Source organism: Ktedonospora formicarum (assembly GCF_016587355.1).
In the GTDB taxonomy this organism is placed as follows: Bacteria; Chloroflexota; Ktedonobacteria; order Ktedonobacterales; family Ktedonobacteraceae; genus Ktedonobacter; species Ktedonobacter formicarum.
The window spans coordinates 1,428,147-1,447,864 of sequence record NZ_BNJF01000001.1 but is presented as its reverse complement, the minus strand read 5'-3'; the positions used below and the strand labels follow the sequence as shown (position 1 = coordinate 1,447,864).

Sequence of the window (19,718 nt, the reverse complement as noted above, 5' to 3'; positions counted from 1 at the left end):
AAGGATATATGCTTGAATATGCTATTTATGAGTATAACGGTGCGTCATTGTAGCGTCAAGAGGTGGCTTTGACGGCGACAAAAAGAAGCAGGAGCCCGAACATATCATTCGGGCTCCTGCTTCTTTGTTTACTTACAGGTTGGCAGATTTTTGAGTCCTCGAGGTCCCAGATCATTGCCATAGTCTGAGATTTTCCAGGTGCCATCCTGGTCTTTTTGGAGCGTAATGGTCCATTTATAGGACTCTTTCAGCCCTTCGCGCTTAATATTATAGGTGTAAGTCTGGGAGGTATCGGTGCTTGTGGCGCTATCCGCAACCTCAGGATAATCCGAAATGGGTCCATAGCACTTATCATCCGCTTGACCCTGACGTGCGAATTCGTCTTGTGAGATTTGGATAGTGATGGAAGGCCCTAAGTTACTATAGGCGCTCGCATAATCTTTCGCTGAAAGCGCAGTCAGGAACTGAGTAGTTGTCCTGGCTGGACCAGAGCTGGCGGCGATACCTTGAAATAGATTCATTCCAACAAAGAAGGCTATGACGGCACAAATAAGCAAAACCGCCGCGCCTACAAACACAAATTTGCGTATACGTTTGGGTTGTGGTGCTTCACGTTTAGGGCGTCCTACTCGCTGCGTTGGTGGTGGCTGGTCAATCCGTGTCATGCCGGGAGGACGCTGAGGAATGGCTGGTACCTTTCCGGTTCCATTGAGTGCCGCCATTTTCCGGCTGGCGAGCTTCTCCCAGGCTTCCCCTTCTCGTCCCTGTCGTCCTTGCATGCTCGATCCTCCTCGTGTGCGAAGTTGCTCAGTAACATCTTCTATGAAAACCCGCGTCACTAGCGCGGCAAGCGCTCTGGTTTTCGAAAGGTCATAAGCTACATGTTCCACTATACATGGTTTGTGACTATACGTCCAGCAAGATTGTACCTCTTACCCGGGTTGTGGTCTGCTCCAACAGCTTTCGGGCCTGTCTGGCTTGCGCCTGGGTAGTCCGCTCTTTTGTAATAAGAAGATAGGACTGCTCAGCCTGTTCCGCGAGCAATGAAGCATCGATGCCACTAAGCACGGGTGGGCTATGCAGAATCAGCAGGCTGGGATGTGGAGACTGCCGCGCCATAAATGCTTGTGCTGCCTGCAAGATCTCTGCCAGTCGTGACATAAGTAGTCGAGAGATTTCGGCTGCTGAATTTGTTTGCCTGCCTGCTTGTAGAAGTGAGAGTTCAGGTAAGAAGGTGGGCTGTATATAGCTCATGAGATCCTCATCTCCTGTTGCTAGCAGGTCGCTGAGGCCTTTGTCTTGCTCAAGACCGAAACGGCGGGCAAGACTTGGAGTACTCAGATTCGCATCGACCAGCAGAGTAGGAACGCCATTCTGTGAGGAGGCGATGGCGAGATTTGCTGCGACCAGACCCGGTTCGCGCTCTGGGGTTGGCGCGGCAAGTAGAATGACATGCTGCGATCCTTTTTGCTTATCAAGAGCGAAGCGGATATTGGCGAAAAGTGCCTGGTATGCGCGATTATAGTCCGAGTTTGTATCGTAATCGCTGAGCAGAGAGAACTGCTCCTGATCCTGTAAACCCACGGTATTGTGCTCCTCATTATGATGCGGACGCCTGTTTTAGCTTCCCTTGTCCCTTCTCAGCTACACTGGCACGCGGGATCTCACCAATAATTGGTAGTTGTAGCAGATCTTCTAGTTCCTCTTTGCTGCGCACACGGTCATCAAGATATTCCATCAAGAAGGCCAGGGCTATGCCTATGAGGAGGGCAACAAAGACCAGAGCTAATAGGAGCAATGGCCGGTTACTGGCAGGTCCACTGACCTGCGCGGGATCAGAAGCGTTGCTAAGCACCTGGGCTGAGGCTTTCGGATGAATGGCGGTATCGTTCACGCTGTTCCCATTGCGGATCTCGTAATCTAGAAAGGTACTGCCCTGTTGTGTGAAGACCTCGCCTATAGCGGTTGCAATAGCCTTCGCGCCCTCGGGTGTGGGCCAGGTGGCTGTCACTGTCAGTAGGCTACGTGCATGTACTGCGGTAAGTGAGCCTACCAGAGATCCGGCCTGGATATCATTGATCCCCTGAGGGCCTCCGTTGCGAGTGTAATCGGCCTGAAGTTGTGCCTGAACGCGTGCCGTAAACTCCTTTGTATTCAGCGTTGGACCTGTTACGATCTCGTCTGCCAGGGCTTCGGAGGCGGTGATGTAGTCGCTAAAATTTGCGTTGCTATTGTTGGGATCGGCCTGTAAGCCGATGCGCATAGTTATATTTGACTGGTACGTTTTCAGCGCACCAGGCGTTTTGGCGAGTTTATAGTATTGAAAGCCAGCAAATGCTGCTGTCAAGACGACCAGGAAGAGAATAATCCAAAGTCGCCGTCGTATAGTCGCCCAGTAGGCTCGTAACTCCACGTCTCTCGACCCTTTCTCAAACGAAGTGTGTTAGTTAGTTCTGGCCTCGATAGCATTAGAAGACGATATCGTTCATAGGGTGCGGGCTGTCCTGATGGGCTGAGCTACCCTGCATTTTGGCCTCGATAAACTGAAGAATGCGACGCTGGAAACGCGGCGTGTCGAATTCAAGTGCATGATTGCGTATCGCGAGTGGATTATAGGCGCGAGCGTCGAATTTTGCCAGGACTTCAGTCAAGCTCTCAACTGTCTGTTCGCGGAAGAATGCGCCTGTCACTCCTTCGATCACCGTCGATAGAGCACCGCCCGCGCCATAGGCGACGACCGGGCGTCCTGCCGCCTGCACTTCCAGGGGGGTAATACCAAAGTCCTCCTCTCCTGGAAAGAGAAAGGCGCGACAATGAGTTACATAGCGCACCACCTCGTGATCTGGCAGGTGCCCCAGAAATTGAATTGTTGGGCCTGCCATGCGCTTTAAAATCTCCTCATCGCGCCCGCCTCCAATAACCACCAGGGGCAAGCGCAGACGATTGCACGCCTCAATTGCCAGATCTATACGTTTATATGGTACCAGTCTACTCAAAATTAGGAAGTATTCACCAGCTTGAATGTTGGGATCGAAAGGAAAGCGGCTGGCGTCAACTGGAGGGGGAATGAAGATGGACTCGCGTCGATAGTACTTGCGAATACGTTCGGCGATAACAGGAGAGTTGGCGATAAAATGGTCAACGCGCATTGCAGACATCTGGTCCCACACGCGCAGGCCCGTAATCATGAAGGGTAGCACCGTGCGAGCAATCTTACCGAGCTGCTCGCGCTCGACATATTCCTCATAGTTCCAACACCAGCGCATCGGCGTATGGCAATAGCAGATATGTGTGGTCTCTGGGCGCGTAATCACACCCTTACCGAACGCGCTTGAGCTACTTAAAACCAGGTCGAAGCCACGCAGGTCAAGCTTCTCCATCGCGAAAGGATAGAAAGGTAAATATGGTTGATGATGCTTCGTTACCATTGGTAACTTCTGCATAAAAGAGGTGCGAACATCAATCTTCCTGAACGCCGGATCAACGCGGTCAGGGTCATAGATTGATGTATAGATGGGGGCGTCGGGGAACAGCTCATGCAGGGCAAGCACCACACGTTCCGCCCCGCCCATCTGATTGAGGTAATCGTGAACCAGTGCGACTTTCATAAACCTAGTAAGCTCCTCGTCTCAGTAGTACCGCCGGGATTGTGCTCAAAAGTATCTGGAAATAGAGCCGCAGCGAGAAGTTTTCAATGTAATAGAGATCCATCAGCACGCCCTCGTCGAAGCTGAGATTGCTGCGTCCGCGAACCTGCCATAGACCGGTCAGACCCGGTTTCATCGCGAAGCGTCCCTTCTGCCAATCTTCATACATTGCTACTTCGGCGGGCACTGGTGGGCGTGCGCCAACCAGACTCATTTCGCCACGCAATACATTGAAGAACTGCGGAATCTCATCGATACTCGTTTTGCGGATGAAGCGCCCAATCGGAGTGATACGAGGATCAAATTTCATTTTGAAGAGGGGGCCTGCCGCTTCATTTTGGGCGATCAGAGCCGCCTTACGTTGTTCCGCGTCCCGATACATCGAGCGGAACTTATACATATTGAAATGCTTCTCGTTCAGCCCAACTCGCTCCTGCTTAAAAATAATCGGTCCAGGAGACGAGATCTTGACTGCCAAGGCCACACAGAGCCAGATGGGGGAACCAACTAGAAGCACAAAGGCTGATCCGATAAGGTCTACCAGGCGTGTTACAAAGCGCTGGGCCGTGTTGAGGGATGCCTGCCGAATGCCGATAAGTGGAATGCCCTCAATGGCCTCCATATCGATACGCGAGAGACTCAATTCATAGAGATCGGGAATAAGTTTGAACGAGGTTCCTAGGCGTTCGCAGAGCTTAACACTACGGACTGCCTGCTGATGTAGATTCGAGGGTAGCGCGATGATAACCTCATCAATTTGCATAGAGCGAATGACCATGCCGATATCATCGATGGTACCGAGCATCTTAAAGCGCCCGAAATCGCTAGGGGGTTCCGTCATATCATGCAGGAAGCCCACGATGGAATAGCCAAGATTTGGACTGGCAACGATATGCTGCATGACCATCTTGCCCAATCGTCCCGAGCCGACGACCAGCAGGCGCGTCTCTCCTAAACCCATGCGGTACAGCATGCTCATTCCAGCCGAGACCAGCAGACGGCCAATGACAAGAACCAGAATGGTTACCAGCCAGGCAAAGATGAACATCAGGCGCGAAGTTGCGGGCGGCTGAAAGGCAAAGTAGTAGGTAATCAGACAGGCCAGACCTACAGTTGCGGACCCGATGATAATTTGTGTCTGGCGGAACCAGGTTCCGGTCAGGCGCAGGCGGTAGAGTCCGCGAATGGTGAAGATGGAGAGAAGGCCCAGAATAATGGCGATCTCCAGCCCCACATATGTATCTACCTTTGGTAGACCATAGTAGACCGTATCATTGATCAACAAGGTTGAGCGCACGCCAAACAGCACATTGCTCAAAAAGCTATGTGGCTCTTCAAAGGCCGCGCGCAACGAATAGGCAAGCTGAAACGAGACATGAGTGAGCCAGGCATCAAGAATGAGCATTGCGATACACTCAAAGATGCGCCATTGTTGGCGATGTGTTCGTCGTCTCGAGATAGCTTTTGTGATAGGACCGGTGGCTCCAGTAGCGCCTGAAAAGGTAGGCTGTGGCGCGTTCTGGGTCCGACTAAGTTCTGTTCTGCTCGTATCTATATTCATAAGCCAGTGCTTTACTTTAGGTGAAACTAAGGCATTTTTACTTCCCTGTATACTTCGATGTAGAAGTTATGCCTCGATATGTTAAAAGAGTTGTTCTTCTTAGTAAAACGCCTTTTGACGAGCGAAAGAGACAAACTATATAAAGGTTCTAAGAAATAGCTGATGATAAAGATCGCTCTTTAGCTGCCTGTTCATACACCTTGATGGTATGAGCAACCATCTGCTGAGCAGAGAAGCGCTCCATCACTGTATGGGCTTCTTTGCGACACCGCTCTTGCAGTTGCGTATCGGTCAGAGCCTGGAAGAGCGCGGTCGCGAATGCCTCGCTATCGGCAGGCGGGACGCAAAGTGCCAGACCTGCGCCTGCCTCAGGCAGGCTTGAGACATTGGTCGTTACCACGGGTGTTCCTCCTGCGAGTGCCTCGGCGACCGGAATGCCAAAGCCTTCGTAAAGTGAAGGGAAGGCAAAGACGCTCGCCGACTGATACCAGAGCCCTTGCTCATCGTCGCTTACATATCCTGGAAAGAGGACATGTTCCTCCAGGCCCAGTTGTTGTATACGCGCGAAGATCTCATCATAGAGCCAGCCTTTGCCACCAGCCAGAACAAGTTTCTCAGTGATTCCTTTTCGCTGGCGCAAAATATTGTACGCTTCGACCAATATAGGGATATTCTTGCGTGGTTCGAGTGTTCCCAGATAGAAAATATAGCCCTCGTTGAGCCCATACTTTTGACGGAAGCGCGTACGTTCCTCCATTGGGTAGAGGTGCGCGAAGCGCTTATCGATACACATGTGGACAGTATGGACCTTCTCAAGAGGAATGTCCGCTAGTTCATGTACATCACATCTGGTGCTTTCCGAGACACTGATGATGGCCGTGGCTTGATGTAAGCTACGTAGCGTGAAGGTACGATGATACACGCGTTTAGCCGTAGTAAGCACTTCAGGGAATCGGAGAAAAGCGAGGTCATGAAGGGTGACAACGCTTGAGCAATGCCGTGGTAGCAGAGCAGGCAGGACATTCACTGGTGAATGCAGTACATCTATTCCCCGCTGACGAATTTGAGTTGGTAATGTCAACTGTTCCCAGGCGACGCGTGATGCTGGCTGAGATTGGGACCAGGGAGCTGACACATAGGTAATCTGCTCATGTTGAGCGTCAAGCTGCTCGATAACTTCTTTCCCATTCACAAATACCGTATAGTGGTGCTTTCCAGGCTGGGTTGCCAGCTCACGCAGCAGAGTACGTATGTAGCGACTGACACCACCATTGCGATAATTTTGGCCGAAGGATAGCAACTGAGCATTAATCCCTATGTGCATATAGACTGCAATCTCCTATGGCTGTATAACGTCACATTTTTTTCTGAGGTAACAACTCTCAGAACTATCTCTCCCCTCTATACCAGCGCCCATTGCAGGCGATTATCTGCCAGAAGGGGCGCGATTTCACCCCGCGCGTAGAGAGTACCAAGCGCGGACTGGATGGTAGTCTGATAGAGGACGTGTTGCGCAAGAGTACTGATACTCGTGCCCTGTGCCTCTGCCACCTCACTGAGCAAATCAGCGAGTGAGCGTGGTTGCCCATATGCTAGTCCATGCCTGATAGTGTCCAGTATACCCTCTAGGCGTTCAACTGTATAATATATGGCCCTATTAGCCTGTTCCGAAGAGGTATAAATCTCTCCATGCCCTGCTACTACATAAGAAAACGCTGGAACCTCCTGTTTCAACACGTTTAATGTTGTCAACCCCTGTTCTATATCACTGTAAAAAGGTATATGGTGTTTGTCTAGTATTTCTGGGGTAAGAAAGGCATCTCCCGCGAGAAGTGTCTCGCCAAAGGCTACTCCAACCTGTTCGCTGCTATGACCGGGAAGCGAGAGCAAGCGCAGTGGTATGCCCGCGATCTCCTGCTCATTGCCAACCACAATTTCATCCGCTAAGCAGGGTTTCGCCATGAGAAATTTATGTTGCAACTCGCGTGGAGGTTGTGCTCCGCTAAAGAGGTAGAGCGGCTCAAGGATTGGGCTTGCCATTACTGATGCTTCAACGCGTGTGGCATAGACACGAACCCCTGTTTGTTTGACAATATGGTGTGCGCCACCAAAATGATCGGCATGTGCATGGGTAATAAGAAGCGCGCGTGGCTCCAGATTGAGCTTTGCGACAGCACTGAGAATGGCTTTGCCAGTGTCTTTATCCATACCGCTATCGACGATCAGGCAGTGCCTCTCATGGGCAAGAATACCGATATTTCCGCCACCCTGTAAGATCCAGGTGCGATCATTGAGTTGGTGTATCTCTAAACGTGCCATCGTGTCATCCTTTACTATGTATGTTGCTGTGCCATACTGGCGATACAGAGTGCCGTTTGCTTGACTGCGTTGGCGAAGGCCTGATTGACCAAAGCGTCATTATTGGTGGTTGTACCTACCAGACTTGTGATAATGGTAGGTACATGTTCACTTAGCAGCGCGAGTGGTTGACTACTAACCGTCATTGGTAATACATAAGGAGGTATGCCATAAGCCAAACAGGTTGCCTCCTGTACCATGTGTAAGAACGATTCATTCGCCTGAAGTACGCTTGGTTGATAGCCATAGAGGTAGTGGGCTTCCACATCCGCAAAGCCCCAGGTATCCAGGTGTCGCCGCAGAAGGTTGAATATCTGCTCTGGTGTCTGTCTGGGGACCAGATGAAAGTCCAGGTATGCGCAGGCTTCTCTGGGCATTTGCTCACCTATAAATGGTACTGGTATCTCCTGATTTTGCCCCTCAAGCGATGTTAAGCTGCAAGTGGGAACTAACATCTGTGTATAGTGAAGCTGTAACCCTTTTAAACCAAGCGGCAGTGCTGGTAGTGACCAGCGTTGGGCCAGGCGCGGAGCGCTATCAGGTAGCGCCGAGATCGCGGTAAGGTATTCATCATCAGGACCATCGAGCTGATCGTAGAAGCCTTCGATCTGGATATTTTCGCGCTCATCCTTGATACTCTGGAGTGCCCAGAGGAGTCGCCAGAGGGCATTGGGTGCGACGGCTCCATGCATTGTCAATAGATCCTGCTCTGTTGGGATGCGTGCCTGGAGTTTGACACCTAGTCGGCCCTTACATCCGAGCATGAGTAATGGAATGCCATCACTTCCCCAACCGGCTTCGTAGCTTCCAAAGCTATCATCCCATAGACAGGCATGCGCGTGGAGCCGTTCTCTATGGGATTGGAGAAAGGATGAGAATGTGGTCGCCCCCGGATCGGGAGCCACCTGGATCAGCCATTTTAGTGTGAGTGGTAGTTTGCCAAGTAGTGTCTGAACCAACTCCAGGGCGCGCAAACGTGCAAGAATAGGAAAAATATCCCACATCTGCTGTGCTGCGGGTGAGCTATTGTACAGCAGCAGCGTGAGTGGTGACTCCGTTGTATATTCGCTATAGAAGAGAGTTGTAGGGCAATTAACCTTCGTAGATTGTATAGAGGGTTGGCTAGAGAAGCCTAAGCGCGTGAGCCGAGCCTGGACCTCGTTGAGCCATTCGTCAGGCATGTTTGGACTAGAATCAGGAATAAGTGGATGCGTCTGTTCAAAGGTTCGTAGCTGGTCGTGAAAGGTGATATTTACCATAGTAACAGACTCCATGCGCTAAATATATGAGGTGCGGCCTGCGAGTTGGACTATTTCCAGGACTTTTGCTTTGGCCTGGCTAGTACCGCGAGCTATATATCTTGCATGCTATCTGTTGAAAGAGTATACTCAAGTGCAGTGAACGGGACAGGTCATAAGCGCGTGAGAAAACATTGTATGTGCCTCCTAGGAAGCACATTGCGTTTTTCTCTACATCGGTGTATTATAGCCTAAAGTTCCAGCAAATGCCTAGCGCGTAATATAAGTCAGCACAAGGACAAATTATTGCACGCTGTGAAGAGATACTGATTTACGGGAGAGATGCGCGTTGTCCAAACAACTTCGGCTCGATGTCGCACAGCTAACTGATGTTGGCCGCAGGCGTCCCCATAATGAAGACAATATGGCCTACGTCATTCCTAAAGACGCCCAGATGATGGCGAAGAAGGGCGCTCTCTTCATTGTGGCTGATGGTATGGGCGGACATGCTGCAGGTGAAGTGGCAAGCGAAATCGCTGTCGACACAATTAGCAAAGAATATTACCAGAATGGCAGGGAAGATGTCACCGAATCGCTGGTGTATTCCATCAAGCGTGCCAACACCCTGATCCATCAACGTGCCGCTGAGAGCGTTATGCGCAGTGGCATGGGAACGACCTGTGTCGCCGCTGTTTTGTGTGGTGGCACAGCCTATGTTGCGAATGTCGGTGATAGCCGTGCCTATCTCATGCATAAGGGGCAGGTAAAGCAGGTTTCGCAGGATCATTCATGGGTAGAGGAACAGGTGCGGGCCGGTTTATTGACCGGGGATCAGGCTCGTTCGCATGCCCAGCGCAATGTTATTACACGCTCACTGGGGACTAATGCGGAAGTCGAGATTGATATATTCTCCGAACCCCTTGAAGAGGGTGACTCACTACTTCTGTGCTCCGATGGCCTCTCTGGTCAGGTAGAGGATGATGAGTTACGCTCGATTGTCGACCAGTATCAGCCGCGCGAGAGTGTCTATCATCTCGTCGAGCGTGCTAATGAGAATGGTGGACCTGATAACATCACTGCAATTGTCATCCGTGTACAGGAAGTAGGTTGGGAACCTCCTAATGCTCGCCGTCCCATGAGAATGAGTAGCCGGGAAGTGAGCGATGAGCCAACCAAGATTATTGGGAGCCTCGCGGGCGCGCCTGTCGGGTTATTGACGCAGAGTGCTGATGCATCCTACCCTAATTCGCCTCTGCGTGTGGCGAGCGGATCGTTGGCTGCTGAAGGAATGCCCGCTCCACAGGCCGCAGTGCCGCTTCCACCTTCTAAGAGCAAGCGTCTGCTTTTTCCTACCCTTGCGATATTTGTGCTTCTGATTGTGGCCTTGCTCGGTGGTGGTGCGTTCTATTTCCTAGGATTGGGGCAGATGGGCGTTAATGTCAATGAATCCCTGTCATTAGCGGACCAATATATTACTCAGGCAAAAGGTACATTAACTTCGGATCCTGCGAATGCCCTTCGAGAGCTTAAAAATGCACAGCAGCAAATGACAAGGGTTCAGCATGTGGCCCTTTCTACGGAGCAACGGACAAAGCTTAATAGCTTGAGTGGAACTTTGGTGACCAGTACCAAGAGTGCGATTACCAATTATAATCAACGCTATTTGATCTCGCCCATTCCATGCTCAAATACGGGCTCCGCTTCGATCTCAAGTGGGAAGACTAAGGCTCAGGCCGATACACTTGCCGTCGTTCAGCATAATGATAAGAAGCTCTTTTATGCTTTGGGATATGATAAGGCCATCTACCTGATGAGCCAGAATGGCGGTACACATACTTTAGGCGAGAAGATTAATGTCGAAGGGCAAGTCCTCTCTATCGCAAGCGCGGGTACGCGCCTGCTTGTCTTGACATTAAACCTGAACGATAGTAGCTATTCCTTGCAGGTGTTGACGCCCAGTAACGATGCTGGAACAGCCTTTAACACGACTAAACTTCCCATCAGCCAGGAATTGACGGCGGAACATACTCCAGCTCCCCTGATCAGTGCCTGGGATAACGATGCGTTTGTGGTGTTGAATCCAACCAATTCCGATAGCACAGTGCTGGTGCTTAAGTATGATCTGAATGCTACCGATGCGAAAGCGCAGAAGATGGAGTTGTCCGCTGGCAAGATCCTGAGCCTTGCGGCCTTCCCGGACAAACAGCTCTTTCTCTTGCTTGACAATGGTAATATCCAGAGCGTTCTGTTTGCCGAAGGGAAGCGTGCCGCCGCTGGCGTAGGGATACAGCAGCCAATCTACACGCCATTGTCAGTCAGCACGCAAGGTTTCACTAGCAGCACAAGCCCTGTTCCGGCTCCGGTTCCTCAGATGCAGACGCTACTGATGATTCCACGTGCTACAACTTCAGTGCTAGCTGCTAATAAGGTGGGTGATGTGCCCCATCTCTTTATTGCTGATAGCTCGAATCATCGCCTGCTCGACCTGAATATTGTATCCTCTGGGAACTCGGGTACAACCCTTTCGGGAGATAATACGACTGGCACTCCACAACTCAAAATGCAGTTGTCTCGGCAGTATGTTTCCCCAGTGCTGTTGAACAGTTTAAAAAGCATCACACCCGATCCGGATGGCAACAAAGTCATATTGATCTCCCAGAGTGGCCCGGTTGATGCCCCGCGCACCCAGATCGACATTGACGCTAATAAGTCGCCGAATACCTGCCAACCTTGAGATCGCACGGAATATAGCATACCTCTCCTTGAGAGTATCTCGGGAGAGGTAGCTTTTTTGTGTCGTTCGCAGTATGATTGTCGGTAATCTATTGGTGGATCCACTATCGTCCGATACATTATCAATAAAAACTATAAGGAGTTCTAATAACGTGGCTTTTGAGGTGCATTACCGTACTGCTACCTGTGGTGAATTGACCGTGGAGGACGTTGACCGTGAGGTTGTCCTCTCTGGCTGGGTCAATCGTCGCCGCGATCATGGCGGTTTGATCTTTCTCGACTTGCGAGATCGCTATGGTCTGACCCAGGTTATCTGTGATCCTGAGCGTTCCGGAGGAGCACATAAAATTGCTTCTGATGTCCGGTCTGAATATGTGGTGCAGGTGAAAGGTGTGGTCTCACGTCGTCTCCCGGGCACTGAGAACCACCAGTTGGAGACTGGTGAGATTGAGATCGTCGCTCAGGAGATGGAGATTCTCAATGCCTCACGTACTACTCCTTTCCCGATTAATAGCGATGCTATACAGGTCGATGAGTCCCTGCGCCTCAAGTATCGCTATCTTGATCTACGCCGTTCTCGTTTGCGTGACAACATCGTCTTGCGTCATCGCATCGTCAAGGCTATGCGTGACTATCTCGATGAGCGTGGTTTCTTGGAGATCGAGACGCCAATCCTGATGAAGAGCACACCTGAAGGTGCGCGCGACTATCTGGTACCCAGTCGCTTATATGATGGCGAGTTCTACGCCCTTCCTCAGTCGCCACAGCAGCTTAAGCAGTTGCTTATGGTTGGGGGTATGGACCGCTATTTCCAGATCGCACGATGTTTCCGTGACGAAGATCAGCGTGCGGATCGTCAGCCCGAGTTCACCCAACTTGATCTTGAGATGTCTTTCGTTTCCGAAGAGGATGTCATGAGCCTGATGGAAGACATGCTCATTTTCCTGATTGAGAAGACGGTGCCACAGAAGCATATCAAGGCCCGTCCCTTCCCCCGCTTAAGCTTTAAAGAAGCTATGGACCGTTATGGCACCGACCATCCTGACCTGCGCTTTGATTTGCCTCTGATTGAGATTTCAGACCTGGCTAGCGCGGGGACCTTTGGTGTATTCAAGAGTGCCCTGGCGGCGCAGGGCATGGTTAAGGGAATCAAAGTGCCTGGTGGTGCAAGCTATACTCGCAAGGAAGTCGACGAACTGACTGAGTTCGCTCGTACCCTGGGTGCGAAAGGCTTGGTTCAGCTTGCCATTCAGTCGGATGGCACGCTTAAATCGCCCTTGACGAAGTTTATGACTGCTGAAGAGGTGCAGGCGATTGTGAACCGCCTGGAAGGCCAGCCAGGGGATCTCTTGCTCTTTGTAGCTGATAGTGTCAAGGTTTGTAATGAGGTTCTTTTCCGTTTGCGCGTCAAGCTCGCTGAGCGCCTCAAGCTGATTGATCCACAAGAGATGGCGCTATGCTGGGTAGTGGATTTCCCTCTTTTCCATTACGATGAAGATTTGCAGCGCTATGATGCCGAGCATAATCCTTTCTCCGGTATGGACGAGACTCATATTGAGCGTCTGAATAGTGATCCGCTCAACATACGTGCCAAGCAGTACGACATCATTTGTAATGGTTATGAGGTTGGTGGCGGTAGTGTCCGTATCAATGTCGCCGAACTTCAGCGGAAGATCTTCTCGCTGATGAAGATGAATGATGAGCAGATTCATGAGCAGTTTGGGCATATGCTAGAAGCCTTCGAGTATGGTGCGCCCCCTCATGGTGGCATTGCATTAGGAGTTGATCGCCTGGTGATGCTCTTTGCGGACGAGGAAAATATTCGTGAGGTCATCGCTTTCCCCAAGACGCAGAGCGCGCAGGATCTCTTAATGGGTGCCCCATCCCCTGTTGACGAGAAGCAACTGACAGAGCTACATTTGCAGGTGCGCCGACAGCCTCAAAATCAGGAGACTCGCTCCTAAAATTAAATTGCTTGATAATAAACGGGGGGGCAGAGGTGTTGATGCACAAACATCTTTGCACCCCGTTTATGCTGCGAGAGGCTCTCCTGTCCTGAATAAACAGCCTGAATTTCTGCTTAACCTTTCCCCCTCTACTCCCCGTTATTCGATGTCTCCTGTGAGTCTCTGAACGCGAAGAAGGCAAATATGAAAGGCTGGACGCGAGGGCAAAATGTTCTAACCCTGCCCGTCTTCAGGTGTATGGCGGGCTAGAACGGTAGTTTTAGGTCTTTCGACAGAGTGTATTCATGAGGTCGATTTGGATAGAGTTCTATAATTATTATAGGTATCTAGTTATTATAGGTAAAGGTACCATACGAAAAAACCCAGACTCAATCGTAGGTTTGACATCCGGTTGGGAGGATGGAAGGAGAGAAGTTTATGACATCGATGAATCAGGGAAATCCAAATCGTATTGCAACAGCACCCACAGGCCCGGCATCGTCCGCGGCCAATATGTTACATCGCCAGGCAACAACTGCCCTGGGGAGCACAACTGTAGGGATTGCTCCTAAGTTTGTGCCCACTCTCAGTGAAGACGATGCCGTTGTTCAGGCCCGTTTGCTTAAAGCGTTAGCTGATCCAACACGTTTGCGCATCTTGAGCCTGCTGAGCCGCCACGAAGGGGAAGTGTGTGTCTTTGAGATTGTAGAAAGCTTCACCTTGGAGCAGCCGACAATTTCGCACCACCTACGTATTCTACGTGATGCGGGTCTGGTTGATTGCCGTAAAAAGGGCTTGTGGGCCTACTATTATGTGCGCCGCGACGCTCTGGCACGCGCGCGCGATGTCATAGAGGGGCTTGCGTAGTCGCCTATGAGGTAGGGACTGGGATTGACGCGCACTGGTACAATCTGGTGTTTGCAGGTCGTAGCTAGTGCGCCCACTCGGCTTCTTACGCATTCTGGCATTTTTCTTATATCCTTTGTCTGCCGTGACCCTGCCTTTATGCTCCACTCTGAGACGCGTATCTTATTTTCGTCTCTGCATATGCAGGTTAGCGGCAGTCTTCACAAGAAAAAGAGATTTTCTATGGAGAGCCGAAAAGCTCTTGACAAGTTCAGGGAAATGAGGTAGTATACAACCCGTGATTGATCCCGTAGCTCAGTGGATAGAGCGTTAGATTGCGGATCTAAAGGTCGGAGGTTCGACCCCTCTCGGGATCGCTTAACAATCAACTTATTTTTGATTGTTGAAAAACTTACAATTGAATACGCTGTTTTTAGAAATTGATCCCGTAGCTCAGTGGATAGAGCGTTAGATTGCGGATCTAAAGGTCGGAGGTTCGACCCCTCTCGGGATCGCTACAAGCAAAACGAGTCGGCACAAAGTGTCGGCTCGTTTTGTATTTGGGTTAAAAACTATTTTTTATTAATATGTTGTTGTGATGAGATCATTCATAAAGCCAGGCTGGTCATTCTGCCAAAGGGAGGCGCTAAAATGTTGCGCACGCAACATTTTAGCGCCTCCCTTAATTTGCGTATGTAAGCGGATAAATCTTACACGCTAGATTGTAGCGTCAACGACTTCCTCGATTTTCGCCTCAGCGCGTTGCTCGCTATCAGGTGTATTGAGTGTAGTCAATTGCCGAATCTGCGGCCAGATACCTGTAACCGCTAGTACCACTACAATTGTGCCAATCCCGCCTGTTATGACTGTAAGCATTGGTCCCAACCATTGGGCCACCGCTCCTGATTCAAAGCCCCCAAGCTGATTTGAAGACGCGATAAAAAGTGAATTGACTGCTGATACCCGGCCTCGCATATGGTTGGGCGTGCGGGTGAGCATCAGAGTGCTACGAATAATCACACTGATGTTATCGAGGGCTCCTAGCACGAAAAGCATGAGCAGTGAGAGCCAGAAGGAGGTTGAGAAGCCAAACACAATTGTCGCAACGCCGAAGCCTGCCACCGCCAGAAGCAAAGTTCTGCCCGCATGGCGAAATGGTGGTCGGTGCGCGATCAAGAGTGTCATGCAGATGGCGCCAATAGAAGGAGCTGTATCCAGCCAACCTAGACCTGTTGGTCCCGTTTTAAGAATATCTTGTGCATAGATGGGAAGCAATGTCGTGGCACCACCAAATAAAACTGCGAAGAGGTCAAGCGTAATCGCAGCTAGGATGATTGGTGAGTGTCGCAAGAACTGCAAGCCCTCGCCCAGGTCTTTAAGTGTAGTCTGCTTTTTCTCGGCAGGCTCCTGGAATGTGGTCTGTTGGATGCGTATCTGCGCAACCATCAGTACCATGAAGATGCCTGCTAATGTATTGAAAATATAGACAGGAAGAGTCCCTTGGAAAAGGGCGATAGAGAAACCTCCCAGGGCGGGACCAATCACTGAAGCAAGCTGCCAGGAGCTATTAAACCATGTCGCGGCCCTCTCAAAGCTATCCTCAGGTATGGTCTCAGACAGAAAGGCTGATGAGGCTGGACTGTTGAAGGCAGAGGCGCAACCCATGAGTAGGAGACAGCCATAAATCATCCAGATCGGAGCCTGATTGTAGGAAAGCACCGCTAATCCTAGCGAGATGAGTGCCAGAGCGCCTTCTGTTATGAGAATAATGCGTTGTCGATTGTGGGTATCGGCAATCTGTCCTCCCGGAAGTGAGAGAAATATGACTGGCAAAACCATGACTAGACCCACACCACCCAGGACGAGTGCGGAATGTGTACGCGCGTAAAGTTCCCAACCAATGGCGATGCTAAGCATGCGCTGTCCAATGCTAGCGACTAGCGAGCCCAGAAAGAGCAGGCGAAAGTTGCGAATGCGCAGGACTCCATATGGATCGGGCTTGACTTGTGGGGCTGGATCTGGTGGTGGATGATCTCCATTTTCCCATATTGATGTTGTGTCTGACATAAATTCCTCGTTGCGTTGAATTGTGAGCGACTAATTAGAGTTGATTATAGCTGATGAGATGATTGGGTCGCGCATACGATGGGGGGTGTCGCGGATCTCTTTTCTAAAAACAAAGCAGAAGGCAATTATCTTCCCCCTTTTTGCATTTCCTTTGATAATCCATAATCTTCACATACAGGGAAGTGGTTTTGAATATTAGGGGCCAGACGAACGTAGTAGTGCCCAAATCGCCATTTTGTTAGTATATAAGCCCATATATACCCTGTCCTGCTGGTACTATTGGGGGGTGTTTTCTTTTATTTTTGTCAAGGGAGGCAGGCTTTGCCGACTGGTAGTTATGGGCTTGTGGGAATGTGAAAAATGCTCATGAGAGAAAATGCGCGAGGAAATTTAGGGTACAATCTCAAACACAACCGCTTGAAGATATAGTACCTTTCGAATCCTGAGCGCGACAGCGCTAGCCGCCTTCAGAGCGGTGTGGGTATTTACCTGAGATCGTAGTGCCGTTACTCATAGATGCTTCTTCAACGGTACTGCGATCCATATGTCCAATCCGCGCGGTGGTTACGCGCTTATACTCTTGACGTGGTTATCTGAAAAAGGAGCTAAGGATGAAGCAGCCCAAAAAGTATAGTAACTATACCCCGAATTACGCCAGGTACTTACACTGGCACGTGAAGAGGCTATTCGTCTCTGCCATCGTTCGGTGGGTAGTGCTCACCTATTTCTGGGGTTGCTCAAGCTGAATGATTCGCTTGTAGAAGCGTTATTTGCATCCCTGCATACCAGCCCCTATCGAGTTGCTCAGACGCTCGAATTTGTCTTGGGTTATGGTAATAAAGCATTAATTAGCACGCCAGGACTCAATCCTTCCGCGCGTGCTACACTCCGGAAAGCAGAAGAGGAGGCCGCGCTGGAGAACGAAGAATTTGTCTCATTGGAACACTTATTAAGGGCAATTTTTCTGGAACAGGATAGCACGACAATGGGTGTACTAAATACTATGGATATCTCCGCTGAAGACGCCCAACAACAATTGAGACATCTGACAAGTAAAGGTTATGACAATCTTCAGTTCGCGGTTCGTTTTCAGTCCTGTTACGATGAAACACCTCTCTTAAATGAGTTTAGTCGTGACTTGACCATGGAAGCTCTGATGGAAGAATTAGAGCCCGTTGTGGGGCGCGAGCCACAGATAGAGCGTATGCTTCAGGTTCTGGCCCGTCGCTCCAAAAATAATCCTGTACTTGTCGGCGAGCCTGGGGTTGGTAAGACTGCATTGGTTGAGGCGCTAGCGATGCGTATCATTGAGGGCCAGGTGCCAGATGAGTTTCGTGAGTGCCGTGTTGTGGCGCTTGATATAGCTGCCCTGGTGGCAGGTACAAAGCTGCGTGGTGACTTTGAGCAACGCCTACAAGGCGTGATGCGTGAAGTGTCTGCCGCTAAGAATGTGCTTCTCTTTATTGATGAACTACATACTCTGGTGCAGAGCGCAGGTGGCGAAGGGTCGCTTGATGCTGCCAACCTATTTAAGCCCCTGCTAGCCCGCGGCGAATTCCGCTGCATTGGGGCGACAACACAAGAGGAGTATCGCCGCCATATTGAGTCTGATCCTGCGCTGGAGCGCCGTTTCCAGATGATTGTGGTTCCTGAAGCGACTATTGACGAGACTATCGCCTGTTTGCGCACTCTGCGACCTCGTTATGAGAACTTTCATGAGGTGACGATTACCGATGCTGCTCTGGAAAGCGCTGCTCAGCTTTCAAAGCGCTATATCCAGGAGCGCTTCTTGCCCGACAAGGCGATTGATCTGGTTGATGAGGCTGCCGCACGCGCACGCGTCAGGCGCACTCTGCCACCACGCGCTATCCAGGTCTTACGAGATCAGCTTTTGAGTACGACACGTGAGAAGGACTATACTATCTCACAGGAGGATTTTCCTAAAGCGCTGGCATTGTTGAAGCGAGAGCAGCAGCTACGCCATGATCTCTGGTTGGCTGAACAGAGCTGGATGACTGATATAACGCCTTATCCTGTCGTAGATGAAGAAGATATAGCGCATATTGTGTCTAGTTGGACAGGTATTCCTGTTACGCGCTTGTCGACCAGTGAGCGCCGCATGTTGCTTTCACTGGAGAATGAATTGCATAAACGCGTGGTGGGGCAGAATGAGGCTGTTCAGGCCGTCGCACGTGCTGTACGTCGTGCTCGCTCGTCGATGCATGATGGGCGTCGACCCATCGGTTCATTTCTCTTTGTCGGTCCAACTGGCGTTGGTAAGACAGAACTGGCGCGTGCGTTAGCTGACATTGTCTTCTCCGATCATAACGCACTATTGCGTTTTGATATGTCTGAGTTTATGGAAAGCCATCATGTCTCACGCCTAATCGGCACCCCGGCTGGCTACGCAGGGTACGAACAGGCGGGTCAGTTGGTGGAGTCGGTGCGTCGTCGCCCATATAGCGTGGTACTCTTTGATGAGATTGAGAAGGCACATCCTAAAATCTTTGATCTGCTCTTACAGATCCTTGAAGATGGAACGTTGACAGATGCGCGCGGTCAGACTGTATCATTTAAGGATACGATCATTGTGCTCACCTCAAATGCTGGTGTTGAGCAGCTTACGACAGGCTCGATGTCGTTTTTACCTCGTCAAAAGAATGCAGAGGTGCTTCAGCATCAGGAGATAGAGCGTATTCGTCAGCGTGTGCTCCCCGCGCTCAAGAATCTGTTGCGCCCAGAACTGTTGAATCGCTTTGATGATATAATTATCTTCCATTCTCTGACAAAAGAGCATCTGCGTCAGATTGTTGATATGTTTATTCAGCAGACGAAAGAGCGGCTTGACAGTCGTTTCAACACGCTACCAGTGAAGCTGGAGGTCACCTCGCAGGCCCGCGAGTTGCTAGTTCAGGTTGGTTATGATGCCTCCTATGGAGCGCGTCAAATACGCCGAACGATCCAGACTTTACTGGATGATATGTTGGCAGAGGCAATTTTGCGTGGAGATATCGTTGAGGGCGATGAGGTGCTCATTGATGCTGATCCTGAAACTCGATCGCTAGTCCACGTGAAAGCGGCTGCTATGCCAGCTCTAGCGACTAGCGCCTCTCAAAAGGGACACCGCACTCCAACGACCATTGGTGCTGCTTAGCATATAAAATGCCTGATAAGAAAAAGGTCGTGGCTCAATACAAGCCACGACCTTTTTCTCTTTTGAGACTCTCACGATTCTTATATATGTTTTACTTGCCTGTTTGTGTGAGTAGGAATCGAAGCCTATCGTAGTATGAGATGACCTTGTTTAAAATTTCCATTTGTG

The 19,718-nt window shown here is 50.4% G+C and carries 13 protein-coding genes, 2 tRNA genes and 1 pseudogene; 7 read left to right on the top strand and 9 right to left on the bottom strand.

The genetic code is table 11. The features are described 5' to 3' along the window. Window positions 1-128: 128 nt before the first annotated feature. From K3T82_RS06240 to K3T82_RS06205, 8 genes are all read right to left on the bottom strand, one after another. Window positions 129-779, bottom strand: coding sequence for a hypothetical protein (locus K3T82_RS06240; protein ID WP_220192621.1), 651 nt, complete (start codon window positions 777-779; stop codon window positions 129-131). A 127-nt stretch (window positions 780-906) separates the two neighbouring features. Then, window positions 907-1,584 carry a CpsD/CapB family tyrosine-protein kinase gene (locus K3T82_RS06235; protein ID WP_220192620.1) on the bottom strand — a complete coding sequence of 226 codons (678 nt, stop codon included), beginning with the start codon at window positions 1,582-1,584 and terminating at the stop codon, window positions 907-909. A gap of 16 nt (window positions 1,585-1,600) precedes the next feature. Next, a complete protein-coding gene (locus K3T82_RS06230) occupies window positions 1,601-2,413 on the bottom strand; it encodes a YveK family protein (RefSeq protein WP_220192619.1) in 813 nt (270 codons plus the stop codon). 55 nt (window positions 2,414-2,468) lie between these two features. Further along, window positions 2,469-3,608 carry a glycosyltransferase gene (locus tag K3T82_RS06225; protein WP_220192618.1) on the bottom strand — a complete coding sequence of 380 codons (1,140 nt, stop codon included), beginning with the start codon at window positions 3,606-3,608 and terminating at the stop codon, window positions 2,469-2,471. 4 nt (window positions 3,609-3,612) lie between these two features. Next, complete coding sequence (locus tag K3T82_RS06220; protein WP_220192617.1) at window positions 3,613-5,208, bottom strand: sugar transferase; 1,596 nt, start codon at window positions 5,206-5,208, stop codon at window positions 3,613-3,615. A 148-nt stretch (window positions 5,209-5,356) separates the two neighbouring features. Further along, window positions 5,357-6,532 carry a glycosyltransferase family 4 protein gene (locus K3T82_RS06215; RefSeq protein ID WP_220192616.1) on the bottom strand — a complete coding sequence of 392 codons (1,176 nt, stop codon included), beginning with the start codon at window positions 6,530-6,532 and terminating at the stop codon, window positions 5,357-5,359. Between the two features lie 77 nt (window positions 6,533-6,609). Further along, window positions 6,610-7,527 carry an MBL fold metallo-hydrolase gene (locus K3T82_RS06210; RefSeq protein WP_220192615.1) on the bottom strand — a complete coding sequence of 306 codons (918 nt, stop codon included), beginning with the start codon at window positions 7,525-7,527 and terminating at the stop codon, window positions 6,610-6,612. Between the two features lie 14 nt (window positions 7,528-7,541). Next, on the bottom strand, window positions 7,542-8,825 hold the full coding sequence (locus K3T82_RS06205) for a peptidase dimerization domain-containing protein (RefSeq protein WP_220192614.1): 1,284 nt from the start codon (window positions 8,823-8,825) through the stop codon (window positions 7,542-7,544). Between the two features lie 328 nt (window positions 8,826-9,153). Between K3T82_RS06205 and K3T82_RS06200 the strand changes: the two genes are divergently transcribed. The 5 genes from K3T82_RS06200 to K3T82_RS06180 all read left to right on the top strand — a co-directional run bounded on the left by K3T82_RS06200 (window position 9,154) and on the right by K3T82_RS06180 (window position 14,844). Then, on the top strand, window positions 9,154-11,538 hold the full coding sequence (locus K3T82_RS06200; protein ID WP_220192613.1) for a Stp1/IreP family PP2C-type Ser/Thr phosphatase: 2,385 nt from the start codon (window positions 9,154-9,156) through the stop codon (window positions 11,536-11,538). Window positions 11,539-11,689: 151 nt separating this feature from the next. Next, window positions 11,690-13,501, top strand: coding sequence for an aspartate--tRNA ligase (gene aspS / locus K3T82_RS06195; RefSeq protein ID WP_220192612.1), 1,812 nt, complete (start codon window positions 11,690-11,692; stop codon window positions 13,499-13,501). Window positions 13,502-13,921: 420 nt separating this feature from the next. Next, a complete protein-coding gene (locus tag K3T82_RS06190) occupies window positions 13,922-14,350 on the top strand; it encodes an ArsR/SmtB family transcription factor (protein WP_220192611.1) in 429 nt (142 codons plus the stop codon). A 283-nt stretch (window positions 14,351-14,633) separates the two neighbouring features. Beyond that, window positions 14,634-14,706: transfer RNA gene (locus tag K3T82_RS06185), tRNA-Arg, on the top strand. A gap of 65 nt (window positions 14,707-14,771) precedes the next feature. Continuing rightward, window positions 14,772-14,844, top strand: a tRNA-Arg gene (locus K3T82_RS06180). Between the two features lie 202 nt (window positions 14,845-15,046). Here K3T82_RS06180 and K3T82_RS06175 read toward each other — a convergent pair. Further along, complete coding sequence (locus K3T82_RS06175; RefSeq protein ID WP_220192610.1) at window positions 15,047-16,396, bottom strand: MFS transporter; 1,350 nt, start codon at window positions 16,394-16,396, stop codon at window positions 15,047-15,049. 658 nt (window positions 16,397-17,054) lie between these two features. On the opposite strand from K3T82_RS06175, the pseudogene K3T82_RS50865 reads away from it, so the two are divergent. Together K3T82_RS50865 and K3T82_RS06170 are read left to right on the top strand one after the other, a co-directional pair. Then, a pseudogene (locus K3T82_RS50865) lies at window positions 17,055-17,384 on the top strand (Clp protease N-terminal domain-containing protein); the annotation flags it as partial. Further along, complete coding sequence (locus tag K3T82_RS06170; protein ID WP_476630037.1) at window positions 17,382-19,550, top strand: ATP-dependent Clp protease ATP-binding subunit; 2,169 nt, start codon at window positions 17,382-17,384, stop codon at window positions 19,548-19,550. The pseudogene K3T82_RS50865 and the gene K3T82_RS06170, both read left to right, overlap by 3 nt. The last annotated feature ends 168 nt before the right edge of the window (window positions 19,551-19,718 follow it).